The organism is Flavobacterium sp. UBA4197, from assembly GCF_002379575.1.
Classification (GTDB): Bacteria; Bacteroidota; Bacteroidia; order Flavobacteriales; family Flavobacteriaceae; genus Flavobacterium; species Flavobacterium inviolabile.
Map to the genome: position 1 here is coordinate 43,569 of NZ_DFUB01000026.1, position 14,471 is coordinate 58,039.

The 14,471-nt window shown below is 39.1% G+C and carries 9 protein-coding genes; all 9 read right to left on the minus strand.

Features of this window, described 5'->3' with window-relative positions:
- Positions 1-20: 20 nt before the first annotated feature.
- Entirely contained in the window at positions 21-2,798 is a 2,778-nt protein-coding gene (locus tag B3394_RS14420; RefSeq protein ID WP_286925915.1) for a TonB-dependent receptor, read from the minus strand.
- Between the two features lie 199 nt (positions 2,799-2,997).
- Positions 2,998-4,608 (minus strand): glucose-6-phosphate isomerase, encoded by a 1,611-nt coding sequence (gene pgi, locus B3394_RS14425; RefSeq protein WP_286925916.1) that lies wholly within the window; start codon positions 4,606-4,608, stop codon positions 2,998-3,000.
- Entirely contained in the window at positions 4,609-5,838 is a 1,230-nt protein-coding gene (locus B3394_RS14430; protein ID WP_177731146.1) for a M23 family metallopeptidase, read from the minus strand. It lies immediately after the preceding gene.
- A 26-nt stretch (positions 5,839-5,864) separates the two neighbouring features.
- A complete protein-coding gene (locus B3394_RS14435) occupies positions 5,865-6,791 on the minus strand; it encodes a tryptophan 2,3-dioxygenase family protein (protein ID WP_286925918.1) in 927 nt (308 codons plus the stop codon).
- Entirely contained in the window at positions 6,791-7,567 is a 777-nt protein-coding gene (locus B3394_RS14440) for a DUF3108 domain-containing protein (protein ID WP_177731142.1), read from the minus strand. The genes B3394_RS14435 and B3394_RS14440 overlap by 1 nt, the downstream gene beginning before the upstream one ends.
- A 296-nt stretch (positions 7,568-7,863) precedes the next feature.
- Positions 7,864-9,024, minus strand: a complete 1,161-nt coding sequence (gene hppD / locus B3394_RS14445; protein WP_177731140.1) for a 4-hydroxyphenylpyruvate dioxygenase — start codon at positions 9,022-9,024, stop codon at positions 7,864-7,866.
- Between the two features lie 82 nt (positions 9,025-9,106).
- Complete coding sequence (locus B3394_RS14450) at positions 9,107-10,267, minus strand: homogentisate 1,2-dioxygenase (RefSeq protein ID WP_177731137.1); 1,161 nt, start codon at positions 10,265-10,267, stop codon at positions 9,107-9,109.
- Between the two features lie 249 nt (positions 10,268-10,516).
- Complete coding sequence (locus tag B3394_RS14455) at positions 10,517-12,154, minus strand: amino acid permease (protein WP_286925920.1); 1,638 nt, start codon at positions 12,152-12,154, stop codon at positions 10,517-10,519.
- Positions 12,155-12,268: 114 nt separating this feature from the next.
- Positions 12,269-14,470: a patatin-like phospholipase family protein gene (locus B3394_RS14460; protein ID WP_177731133.1), complete on the minus strand. Its 2,202-nt coding sequence runs from the start codon at positions 14,468-14,470 to the stop codon at positions 12,269-12,271.
- Position 14,471 lies beyond the last annotated feature (1 nt).

Below are 14,471 nucleotides of genomic sequence, written 5' to 3' on the forward strand. Positions count from 1 at the left end.
TCATTATGAACGATTGCGAATTAAAAGTCGTAACGAATAGATACGTTCCATGTTCTTCCAAATCCGAAGAATACCTGGTTCGCATCTGCTACACCCTGATAGGTTCTTCCGGCAGCCTGATATGTAGGCGCACCTGCAGCAGAACTCACATTATCCGTAGCATGGATATTTGTTCTTGATTCAGCGATGTATATTTTGTCAAATAAGTTATCTACATTTACTCTGAAGTTAACCGAGTTTGCTTTGTCTTTGCCTACTAACATTTTATAAGACAATCCTGTGTCTACTAATCCGAAAGATGGCAATTCCAAAGATCCTTTATTGTTTTCCTTAGAGAAAGCTGTAGGATCGATAGCAGCATACAATTTATCTACATATCTGTAGTTTGCATCCACTTTTAAGCGTTCTACTACTTCATAAGAAGCACCTAAGCTCGCTGTGATCTGTGCAGCATCACCCACTTTTACTTTATCCAGATATACGATTCCGTCTGCTCCTACCTGGTTATTGCTAACATCGTAGTTTTTACTGGCGCTGTTTCCTTTGTAGAACCAGTCTCCGTAAGAGAACATACCGTTCACTTTTAATTTATCGGTAGCTTTAACCGTGAAATCCAATTCAGCACCCATGTGAACTTCTGTAAGTCCTGTAAAATCATAATATCCGCCAGGGTTGCTTGTACTGAAATCTGTTGATCTCAGGTTTCTGTCTTTCCAGGTTGTATGGTACACGTTTACGTTTGCATTGAAGATTGAAGAACGGAAACCGTAACCTGCTTCAAAACCTGTAATTTTCTCGTTTGTTAAAAGCGGGTTTACAAGACTCGCATTACCCGGATAAACCGCGTTAAAGAATGGTTGTTTTGAGTAATAACCTGCATTTACAAACACATTGTGCTGCTCGTTAATGTTATAGTTGGCACCTGCTTTAACGTTTCCTCCCAATATGTTTTCATACGGTGTTGACGATAACGGATCTGATGACAGATATTTGAAGTAATCTACTCTCTTAAAGCCCTGGTTTGAAATCGCTCCCTGAACAAAAGCAGAGAAGTTTTCCACATTATACTCCACCTGAGCAAAAGCACCGTACCAGTTTACATCACCATCATTGTTGAAGTTAATTGCCTGCTGGTAGCTGGTATCCGAAAAAGGATTTCCGTTTGGTCTTGTATTGTATACTGTTGTGAATAATTTCTGCGGATTGTTGATATCTGAAGTTCTGTTGTTGAATACATCACCTCCTAATAAATCATTCAATACCTGGTAGTGCATTCCTTTGTACATTCTTAAATCAACCCCAAAATCCATTGACCATTTCTCGTCGAATTTTGTATTCAATTTAATGATACTTCCGTACCAGTTGTGAGAGTTAACAGAGGATATTTTAGAAATACCGTTTGAGGTATTGGTTGCTCCCGGTGTACTGGAATCATTCTGGTATTGTCCGTTAATCATAGTTCTGGTGTAAGGCATACCATTTACATAAATGGTCTGTCCGGAATTGTATGCATAAATATTATCAACATTGATTGATCCGTCTGCATTTCTCAATTCGTTAGCATTGTATCGGAATTTATTAACCCCTCCAGTTACTGTAGATCCTCCTCCACGTCCCCATGAACCGTAGAATACCGAGGATAATTTCATATTATCAGAGATTTTCCAATCCCAGTTAATAGACGCTACCGGTTTGTGATAGTAGTTGGTTCTGAATGAATATTCTTTCCCGTTCAGATAACCCCAGTCACCATTGTAACGAATGTTAGGATCACCGTCTTTGCTATATTTCTGGTAGTCTGCAATTGTTGGTGCATTACTACGTTGATCGTGCCATTGCGGTGCACCTGTAAAAGTGAACTGAATATCGTGTTTGTCGTTTATTTCATAGCCTAAACCAATGAAATAATTGTATCCTTCATATTTGGTTGCATCTACATAACCGTCACCGCTTGTTCTGCTGAATAGCACTGCTGCAGAAAGACCGTTTTTCATTTTTCCGGTAGAATAGGTTGCCAGTAATTTCAGATTATTATTGTTTCCTACCATTGACGACACTGAACCACCTTCTTTTAAGTCGGATGTTTTTGTCAATACGTTGATCGTTCCTCCCACAGAAGAAATCGCCAGTTTAGAAGATCCTAAACCTCTTTGTACCTGCATAGCAGACGTTACATCGGAAAGTCCTGCCCAGTTTGACCAGTAAACAGAACTGTTTTCCATGTCGTTAACCGGCATACCATTTACCATAACGGCAATATTACGCTGGTCGAAACCACGAATATTGATTTTTGAGTCACCAAAACCACCACCTTGTTTTGAAGTATAAACCGATGGTGTACTGTTTAAGATTTCCGGAAATTCTTTATTTCCTAATTTTTCCTGAATTTCAGCTGCCTTAATTGTAGAAACGGCAACCGGTGTTTTTCTGTCTTTTGCGATATCGGCAACACCCGCTTTAACAACGATATCTTCTAAAGTATTGGAGTCCGATTGTACTACGATATTCCCAAGATTTACTGTTTTGCCGGCTTCCGCTTTAAAAGCAACCGTTTTTGTTGCATATCCTATAAAAGAAATAACGATTTCTCCGTTTGTTGCTGTAGTGCTTAGTGTAAATTTCCCGTCGAAATCAGAAGTAGTTCCTTCAGTAGTTCCTTTGATAAGAACGCTGGCTCCCGGTAAAGTGCCTTTTAGTTCTCCATCAATGATAGTACCTGTAATTTTTGTTTGTGAAAAAGAAACTGTTGACACTAACGTTATTAGCGCAAGCAGTAGCCAATTTTTCAGAGTTCTCATGTTGCAGTTGTGTTTTTAAATTTTCCGCAAAGTTCAAAGTTTTATTGATTCCTAAAGTTATATTAATGTTAATAAACGTTAATACTTTGAAGTATTATCAATTATTCACTCGCCAAAAGAGAATAATTCATTTTTTAACTTTAATTTAACCTTAAAAATAAAGACTATTGATTTTTTTACTCCAAAAAATAGTAAAACCCTATTTCAAATAATGCTTTAAGAGAAATTTTGTAGACGAATCATGACTATCTATTTTATTTTCAGTCACTTCCTTCAGTATTGTAGTGGCTAATGACTTCCCGTATTCAACGCCAAACTGGTCGTAACTGAATATATTCCAGATCACGCCCTGAACAAATATTTTATGTTCATACATCGCTATCAGGCTTCCTAAAGATTCGGGAGTCAGCGCATTAATTAACAGTGTATTCGTAGGTCTGTTACCGTCAAATGCTTTGAAAGGCACCAGAAATTCCGGAACATTAGTTTCCTTTTTCACCGTTTCTTCCGTTTTACCGTTAAGAAGTGCTTCCGTTTGTGCAAAAAAGTTGGACATCAATTTGTCATGATGGTCTTTATTGCCGTGCAGCGAGTTTACAAAACCGATAAAATCAGCAGGAATCAGTTTTGTTCCCTGATGAATTAACTGAAAAAAAGCATGCTGGGAGTTACTGCCCGGTTCGCCCCAGACAACTGTTCCGGTTTGATAGTTCACCGGATAGCCTTCTCTGTTAATCTGTTTTCCGTTGCTTTCCATAAATGCCTGCTGCAGATACGGTACCAGCTTTTGCAGGTAATGGGAATACGGTATAATCGCTTCCGTTTCTGCTTCAAAAAAGTTATTGTACCAGATACTCAGCAATCCTAAAACAACCGGAATATTGCGATCGAAAGCCGCCGTTTTGAAATGCAGATCCATTTCATTGGCACCTTTTAATAGTTTTTCAAAATTTGGATACCCTACAGCAAGACTAATCGATAAGCCAACGGCGCTCCACAGCGAGAATCGGCCGCCTACCCAGTCCCACATCGGAAAGACATTCTCAGCCGCAATTCCAAATCCGGCTACCTTGTCAAGATTTGACGAAACCGCTACAAAGTGGCTTGCAATAGCTTCCGGCTGGCCATAATTTAAAAACCATTCTTTTATGGTTTCGGCATTGGTAAGCGTTTCCTGCGTAGAGAATGTTTTGGAAACAATCACAAATAGTGTGGTTTCCGGATTCAGGTTTTTTATTTTTTCGGCAACATGATCGCCATCAATGTTCGAAACAAAGTGTAACGTAAGGTGATTTTTATAGAATTTTAAAGCTTCTACAACCATGTCCGGCCCTAAGTCGGAACCGCCAATGCCAATATTGACAATATCGGTAAAAGCCTTACCGGTAAATCCTTTCTTTTCGCCGTTAATAATTTGCTCCGAGAAAAGCTGAATCTTGTTTTTTACCGCATGAATTTCCGGTATAATATTTTGCCCGTCAACAAGTATTTCTTTTTCGGCAGACCGCAAAGCCGTATGCAATACTGCTCTGTTTTCTGTAAAGTTGATCTTATCTCCTGAAAAATATTTAGCGATGGCATTTTTCAGCCCGGCTTCTTCCGCCAGGGCTGTTAAAAGGTCAAGCGTTTTTTTTTCAATCCTGTTTTTAGAATAATCCAATAGAAAATCGTTCCATAGAATATGGAATTTCTCCGTTCTTTGGGCATCGTTCGCAAAAAGTTCCTGCATTTTCACAAATTGCATGTCCTGAAAATGCTCGCGCAATTTTTGCCATGCAACTGTTCCGGTCGGATTCGTATTTTCTAACATTTATTCTCCAAACTTAGCTATTGAAACGCTGTCTAATTCTTTTTTAAGTGGCTTGATATATTCCATATACCGCGCTTTGTATTTTGAGCTCATAGGCTCGGAATTGGGTAGTTTCTGGCGTAACGGATCTACCTGTATCCCGTTTTTCCAGAAACGGTAGCACACGTGCGGGCCGGTTGCCAGTCCGGTACTTCCTACTCTTCCAATCACATCTCCCTGCTGTACCCGTTGTCCCTGTCGTACTAAAATTTTCGACATGTGTAAATATTGTGTGGCAAAGGTTCCGTTGTGTTTTACTTTTACAAAGTTACCGTTTCCTGCCGTATATCCTGTTCGTTCCACCACTCCGGAAGCGGTTGTCATGATTGGTGTTCCGGTAGGTGCTGCATAATCCGTTCCGTTATGGGCTTTCCATTTTAACTGCACCGGATGAAAACGGCTTTTGGTAAAACGCGAGGTAATATTCACGAATTTCAAAGGCGCTTTCAAAAACATATTTTTCAGCACTTTTCCTTCTTCATCAAAATAGTCCACCCGCTTTGAATTCGGGTCCTGCTTAAACGGAAAGGCATATACTTTTTTTCCTTTGTATTCAAAATAGGAAGCATCAATGCTTTCTACTCCGGCATAAATGGTATCGCTGATGTATTTTTCGTTAATGGTTACTGCAAATTTATCGCCTTTCTGAATTTTAAAGAAGTCAATAGACCAGGCATAAATCCGGGATAACTGTGGTGCCAGTGAAGCGTCCACTCCTGCTCTTTTCAAGGTTTCGGACACCGATCCGTCTATTGCCGCAGCAATCGTTCTTCGTTTTATCGTAACCGGACGTTGTTTTTTGTGCACAGCAATAGAATCCCGCAGATCCACCACATAATAGGTCATTCTATCCGGCTGATAGATAAAAACCTTTAAATCATGCGGAGCCGTTTTGTTTTGCAGTAGCGTATATGGCTTCCCAATTCTAATATCGCGAACATTAAAGCTGTCTTTTACTTTTTCTGTAATTTCATGAATCTTAGCGGCGTCAAAGTTTTGGGCACCCAAAATCTTTCCGAAACTGTCTCCTGATTTTATCGTATCGTTTACGACTTTAAAATCATTAAGAGTAAAACCGTATTCTACCAGGATTTTCTCTTTTTTTACTTTTGTTTCTTTAACTTGCTTTTCCTCTTTTTTATTACAGGCGAATAATGTTGTTAATAATAATATGATGGCAATATACTTCAATTCTTGTAGGTTTTGTGGTTATTCTTTTATTCTCCCCATTTTTCCAATTCTATATTCGACCAAAGTTCCGGGAAAAATATCCTTCTTTGATATTTTGGCAACATATATTTTTTCCAATCACTTCCTCCGGTAGCTTCCTGCGTTCCCGGCACACTCTCAATATATTTAACAGCGGCATTATAGTGACCCATTACCCAGGTAATGTTTACGGTTTTGTCATAATGACGCATTGCCTGTATCAGTTCTTCGTTTTGCTGGTCTTTTTCCGGCAGCTGTTTGAATTTTTTCCAAAGGTTAATGGTGTTGAATTCCTCCATATGTTCCAGGAAACTCTTTTTGTATTTCTTTTCAAACTCTTTGATCAGATAGGACTTTTCACCTGTTTTATAGTCTTTTCCGGCAGCCTGCCAGTACAAATGCTCAAAAGCATGCTCGTATGGCGTGTTTCGGTCTATTGTTGCTCTGAAACGGTGATCGATAAGGTTTATCAGATCTGTTGAAGCAAATTCTATCAAACGGTATTGTGCACTCTGAAAACCGCTGGCCGGCGTCAGGGTGTTTCTGAATTTTAAATATTGTTCGACTGCCATACCTTCTTTCATGATATCGAAAGAAGTGGTTAACATATCAAAATAACGGCTAATGCGCATCAGTTTGTCTGTAAACAGCGAAGTAGTAAGCTTTTCGCAGTGGGATACCTGGTTGATTTCCCATAGGATCATTTTGAAAAGCAATTCGTTTACCTGGTGGTACATGATAAAAACCATCTCATCAGGCAGCGTGGTTCTTTGAACCTGCAGACTCAAAAGCGGGTCTGTTTGTATATAATCCCAATACGTTATCGGCTTAGACCAAAGCATCCCTTCCAAATGGGTTTCGGTCTTTTGGTTTATAGCCTGATATTTCGCATCTATTTCATCAATTTTATTTTGAATCTCCGGGGTAATTTTCATTATTGGTTAACTTTAATTTTGAAAGAATTTTTAAGTCCTTTGAATCCATCCAAATCCGCTTTGAGTGAACCCACTGCCAAGCTCGCCTTCACTCTGATCGGCAAACGATTGTCATCGTCTGATATCCAAACTGTTAAACTCTCCTGCTCTTTAAAAACGCGTCCAGCTTGAACATAAGGTCGGAATACCATCGTGGAAATGGTCCCAAATTTAGTTTTTATATCTTCTCTACCGATAAATTTTAGCTTAAATTTAAATGTTTCATCATCAAAAAACATGTCGATCACGATGGCTTCGCCTTCTTTTAACTTGTCTATTTTGGGATGATTTCTCAAATAATAGAATGAAGATACAATATCTTGCACGTTTTCCGGCACTGAAAATGTTTTTTCAGTGTTCTTTTCATAATCTTTAACAAAAACTGTTTTTTTTGTTTGATTAAAAAAGCCTTCCTGGTTTTTCTTATAGCCGCCTTCGTCTATTTTCCGAATAAACTGGTACGGTCTCCCGGTTTCTTTGTCTATATAACTTTGATAATCGTCTTCAACCTTGAAGAAGAATTTTGTCATTCCTGTAGTGTAGCCATTTCCCAGAATATGGAAAACTTTTTTATTATTTCTTACTGCTTCCTGAACTTCCATGGTGGCATAACCTGCATTTACGATCCCGTAATGAATCCTAAACTTAAACCATTCACCGGCGGCGTAAGCACTGTCTTTTTGAGCAAAAGTAACTGCCGTTATCAGGAGGAAAAATAATATTACCGTTTTTTTCATGAGGCTCATTTTTTAACATTCGAAATAACAAGTTACAATTTCTGTTCCAAAAATAAGAAACAAAAAAACTCAGCCAAAAGAATGACTGAGTTTTTATGCTATTAACCAACCAAAAAACTATAAATTATGAAAATTTATTTCACAAATCTGAGGATTATGACGCCTCATTTTTGCGAGTGCAAAGGTATACAGTTTTTGTTGATTTACAAATCAATTTTTAACTTTAACACAATATTAGCAAAAAACAGCCTTTTTGAAGCGTTGTTTTTGAAATATTCTCAGTTAAAAGTCCTTTTTTACAAAGTTCCTCTTAATTCCTGCTCTCTTTCGATAGATTCGAACAATGCTTTGAAGTTACCGGCACCGAATCCTCTGGCTCCCATTCGCTGAATTATTTCATAAAACAGCGTTGGTCTGTCTTCAACAGGCTTCGTAAAGATCTGCAATAAATATCCTTCTTCATCCGCGTCAACCATGATGGCTAACTTCTCCAGTTCTGCAATATCTTCTTTCATCATTTCCATGTGCTCACCCAATCTTGCCGGAATAGCATCATAATATGATTTTGGCGGAGCCGATAAAAATTCAACACCTCTTGCTTTCAATTGGGAAACTGTCGAAATGATATCGTCAGTAGCAATAGCGATGTGCTGTACACCCGGTCCGTTATAAAAATCCAAATATTCTTCAATCTGTGAACGTTTTTTACCTTCAGCCGGTTCGTTGATCGGGAATTTAATACGTCCGTTACCGTTAGACATCACTTTACTCATCAAAGCGGAGTATTCTGTATGGATCTGTTTGTCATCGAAAGAAAGGAAGTTTACGAATCCCATCACATCTTCATACCATTTTACCCAGGTATTCATTTCATTCCATCCCACATTTCCTACCATGTGATCGATGTATTTTAATCCAACCGACTCCGGATTGTAGTCTGATTCCCAGGCTCTGTAACCCGGTAAGAATACACCGTTGTAGTTTTTACGTTCCACAAAAATGTGAACCGTTTCACCATAAGTATAGATTCCGGAACGAACTACTTCACCAAACTCATCTTTTTCAACTGTTGGCTCCATAAACGGACGCGCACCGCGTTTTGTAGTTTCTTCGAACGATTTTGTTGCATCCTCAACCCAAAGTGCCACAATTTTCACTCCGTCACCGTGTTTAACGATATGGTCGTTAATTGGCGAATCGGCATTTAAAGGCGTTGTCAGTACCAATCTGATTTTGTCCTGTTTCAAAACATAAGAAGCTCGGTCTCTAACACCGGTTTCCAATCCTGCATAAGCCAATGACTGGTATCCGAATGCTGTTTTATAATAGTGTGCTGCCTGTTTTGCGTTCCCTACATAGAATTCTACATAATCCGTTCCTAAAAGCGGCAGAAAATCCTGAGCGCCCTCAAATATTTTTTCTAATCCGTATTCTACTGATTTTACTTCTTTACTCATTGTAATAATATTTTAAGCGGCTATTCCTTAATTAATTAACGAATAGCTCAAATGTTTGTTGTTTGTTTTTTATTTCTAAGAATTAGTGCTCTAACCAAGATTGGTAGTACTTATCGTCTGCAATTTTCATTGCTTCTTCGGTAACCATTAACGGCTTGAAAGTATCGACCATTACGGCCAATTCCTGCGTTTCGGTTTTACCGATGCTTCTTTCAACAGCTCCGGGGTGCGGTCCATGCGGGATTCCTGCCGGGTGTAATGAAATATGCCCTGCCTCAATATCGTTTCGGCTCATAAAGTCACCATCCACATAATACAGCACTTCATCACTGTCAATGTTACTGTGATTGTAAGGAGCCGGTATTGCATCCGGGTGATAATCATATAATCGGGGTACAAAAGAGCAAACCACGAAAGCATCCGTTTCAAAAGTCTGGTGTACCGGTGGCGGCTGGTGAATTCTTCCTGTAATCGGTTCGAAATCATGAATAGACAAAGCATACGGATAGTTGAATCCGTCATATCCCACTACATCAAAAGGATGCGTAGCATATACCATTTCAAAAATCTCGTCTTTCTTTTTTACTTTGATTACAAAGTCGCCTTTTTCATTATACGTTTCCAGTTCTTCCGGACGACGGATGTCTCTTTCACAAAAAGGAGAATGCTCTAAAAGCTGGCCAAACCAGTTGCGGTATCTTTTTGGAGTATAGATAGGTCTTCTTGACTCTACAATGAACAAACGGTTATCGTCTGTATCGAAATCGATTTTATAAATCATCCCTCGCGGAACAATCAGGTAATCACCATATTTAAAATCAAGATTCCCCAGCATCGTTCTTAATTTCCCGGTACCTCTGTGGATAAAAATCATTTCATCCGCATCTGTATTCTTATAGAAATAATCACGAGTCGATTCTTTTGGAGCAGCAAGTATAATAGTACAGTCACTATTCGTTAAAACGGCCTTTCTGCTTTCCAGATAATCATTTTCAGGTTGAACCTGAAATCCTCTCAGCCGGTATGACTGGATGTTATTATCTTTTGCAATCTTAGGAGCAACATTGTATTGCTTGCGGATTTCTTTTACTTGTGTCGGACGATGTTCGTGATACATATTGGTTGACATACCGTCAAATCCAACAGTTCCAAAAAGCTGCTCGTAGTATAAGTCTCCGTTTGGTTTACGGAAAATCGTATGTCTTTTTGGTGGAATTTGTCCTAATTTATGATAAAATGGCATATTTTTTTAATTTAAAAAATTTAAACTATAGCATCCTGATTTTCGCTCAGCGCTGTTGAAATATTTTAGCATAAACCAATACACTCATTCCGGATTTCTCTTAATGAGGTATTTTAACAGTCCTAATAAGCCTTCCCAATGTAAACTCATAATCATACAAATATCGGAATTAATCACAATCCCTTAAAATAAAAATTCCCAAAAAAAGCATTACTGACATTTTTTTGGGAATTTTAAACTAAAACGTTCTTATTTGTTCTTTTTATAACTCAATGCATATATCACAGCATGTATTGCTGAGAATACCAGGGAGAAGTAAAAAAGGAAGGTATCGTCAATTTCAGGGTTCGAGTGGTGAACAAAAGCCACAATTACCAAAGCGATAACCATCCCGATTCCGGACAGGCTTACTACTTTGTAGCTGCTCTTATCAAACGTTCCCTTGTTCAAAATACTGTTTTTCATTCCGTAGAAAAGATAAAGGTCAAAACCAATCATCATCCATACAATCAAACGAATCCAGGTATCCAATGGTAAGAATACCATCATGAACAAGCATACAAAAATCCCCAATATCGGTACTAACGGCACTAATGGTGTTTTAAATGCTCTTGGCGCATCCGGCATTTTTTTACGCATTACCAATACACCCAGACAAACCAGGATAAAGGCAAATAAGGTACCAATACTCGTCATTTCCCCAACAACTCTAGCCGGTACGAATGCTGCAAACAAACTCACAATTAACATGAATAACAGGTTGTTTTTTGCTGGTGTTCTGTATTTCGGATGTACTTCCGAAAACACTTTTGGCATTAATCCGTCTTTACTCATTGAGAAGAAAACACGGCTTTGCCCCATTAACATTACTAAAATTACCGAAGCATATCCGGCAAGAATAGCTAAAATAATCGCTTTGTTCAACCATGGGAAAGCCGGAGTAATCATTCCGGAAGCATCTGCTGTTCCCATGTGGTCAATGGCAATTGCTACCGGAGCAATACCGTCCGCACCTGCAAAAGCGGAATAATTTACCACTCCCGTCATTACGTGAGCAAACAAAATATATAATACGGTACAAATCGTTAAGGATAATAAAATCCCGATTGGCATATCTCTTTTTGGGTTTTTAGCTTCCTGTGCGGCTGTTGAAACAGCATCAAAACCAATATAGGCAAAGAATACAATTGCTGCTGCACGAATAATTCCCGTAAAACCAAATTCACCGAATGTCCCTGTGTTAGTCGGAATGTATGGTGTATAGTTTTCCGGACGGATATACTGCCATCCTAATGCGATAAACACTAAAACAACAGTCACTTTTAGTAAAACAATGATTCCGTTAACCAAAGCAGACTCTTTTGTCCCTCTCATTAAAACCAAAGACATTACCATTACGATTAAAACCGCCGGGATATTGATGATTCCGCCTTCAAAAGGGGAATGTGTTAACGACTCACTGAGGTGAATACCATAACCGTCGAGAAACTTAATGAGGTAACGCGACCAGCTAATGGAAACGGTGGCTGCTCCAACGGCATATTCCAACACTAAATCCCATCCGATAATCCAGGCGATAAACTCACCCATAGTCGCAAAGGAATACGTATAGGCACTACCGGCAACCGGAATCATCGATGAAAATTCAGCATAACACAATCCTGCAAAAAGACAGCCTATAGCGGCTACCACAAAGGAAATTGTAATGGCCGGGCCGGCATTTGTAGCGGCTGCCAATCCTGTAATAGAGAAAAGTCCTGCTCCGATAATAGCCCCAACTCCTAATGCAGTTAATCCGGGGGCTGTTAATGTTTTCTTTAATCCCTTCTCAGACTCGGATGCTTCTTCAAGCAATTGTCCTAAAGGTTTTCGTTTCCAAATTGACATATTATAAGTTTTTTGGTTTTTTTTAGTTTTCAAAAATAGAATTTTTTAAAAACATTCACATATAAAATACCATTTAATATAAAAAATGTCGCTTTTTAAACGTTTCCTGCAATTTTAGAACCAAAATCCTACACTAAACCAAGTGTAATTTTCTTTCGTTTCCGGTGACCAACTGTGTTTTATCTCAATCGGGCCAATTAAGGTTTCAAATCCGTATCCCAAAGCATATCCGGAGTACTGTGCCTTTAAAAACCAGTCAGTTGTACGAAAAATCCTTGTTCCCACATTGGCATAGTTGGCCGTAAAGTTAATATGATGCTTTTTATAGAACTCATAATCGAGCGTACCGCTTCCTTTTATATAACTATCCCCGGCAATACTCAGGAAGTCGTAACCTAAAAAATGCCTGAAATTATTGATGGTCGTATATCCGTAACCACCCAGAACAAAGTCAAAATACGGAACGGAACGGTTACCGATGGTAAATCCGGCTTCCGATTGCAATTTCAGCGAAAGCTTTTTAAAGAATGTCTTTACGATTCCGGCATCGGCTTTGGCAATTGAAAACTGGCTCAAATGGTCTTCACCTTTATCGGAGTATAAAATCGTTCTGAAATCGCCAAAGAAATACCATCCTCTTTTCGGAAAGTACTTCTGATCGAAGGAATCGTATTTTAAATTTCCAAAAGCGGAAAAATAGTTATCACTTGTTAAAATCGGCGAATTATTTTCCAGCGTGGACGATCTGATCTTTAAATGTTTGTGCTCCAGTCCGGCGCCGATCAGAAACTTCTGCGCAAAAACGGTCTGAAAATACATCTGATTGGTAAAATCCGAAAAATCAACATTAATCGATTTCAGTCCCAGATCCCGAAGCAGCTGACCGTCGCTAAAATCGGTGGCCACATTTTTATTGAACCTGTAGTATCTTGAGTTCACTCCGAAACTCCAGTAAAAACCGTTGTCTATGTAGTAATTCAGATTATACCTGAAATTATCCCCTAAAATAACATCCAGGGCAATAACATCATTTTTAAGTATGAATTTTTTCTGGGTCGCATTCAGCAATAAGGCACTTTTAAACAGTTCATCATAGTGCAGACCGAATTTCAGATAGCGGTTTATCGGATTTTCTTTAAGCGTCAGGATCAGGTTATCTCCTTTTTCGGCTTCATCAAAAGAATAGGAAATCGTACTAAAGTTTTGTGTAGCATTCAGGGTATTGATGCCTTTGTCTAATGCGGCATAGGTTATTTTTGAATTGGGATGAAAGCGCAGTTTTCCTAAAACATAGGCTCGGGTATAGCCTTCCAGTCCTTTTACATGTATATCGGCAACTTTTAAGGTATCTGTTAATCGTCTTGGTTCAAAAAGCCTTGACTTACTGGCGATGGCGCCCAATTTAACCAGATCTTCATAAACGGTAAAAGCCGCTTCTTCACCTTTTTTGATAATCTCACCTCCCTGATCGAAAGAAATTACAGAATACCCGTGAATATTAGGCTTGATATAAATATCGGTAGCCTTTTTTTTGGCTTCCATTTTTTCAATCATCGAAAAATTGGTGATCTGCAAAAGCACTCCGGTGGCACCGCCTATTGTTGTTCTGTCTTTTAGACCATCCTGAACGTCAACTCCGATGATTACATCGGCGCCCATTTTTTTCAGTTCTTCAACGGGGTAATTGTCTACAACACCACCGTCTACGAGTATTCTTCCGTCTATTTCCACAGGAGAATACAACGACGGAAAAGCACCGCTTGCCAGAATAGCCTGCGGCAATACACCTTTTCGCAACACAATTTTTTCTCCGGTTTCAATATCGGTGGCGATACAGACAAACGGTATCGGCAGTTCGTTAAAGTCCCGGATATGGCGCACATGGTTCGTTAACCGCGTTAAGAGGTTATAGTTATACAATCCTTTTGAAAGGGCTGTCGGTACGCCTACTTTGAAATTATTAAAGGGCAAGGCTAAAGCATACACTTCATCGTTTCGTTTTTCAAAAAAACTCTTTGAGGAACGGGGAATATAATCCTGTAACAGCGCGTCGGAATCGACTTCGCGAAAAATGGAATCCAATTGCCGGGCGGAATATCCGGAAGCATACAGACCGCCGATGATGGCCCCCATACTGGTTCCGCCGATATAGTCAACCTGAACACCGGCTTCTTCCAACACTTTCAACACACCAATATGTGCCAGGCCTTTTGCTCCGCCACCACTCAAAACAACCCCTACTTTAGGTCTTTTTTCCTGTGAGAACACCGATTGTACTAAACAAAAGCTTAAAAATAGCAGTAATATATTTTTCATG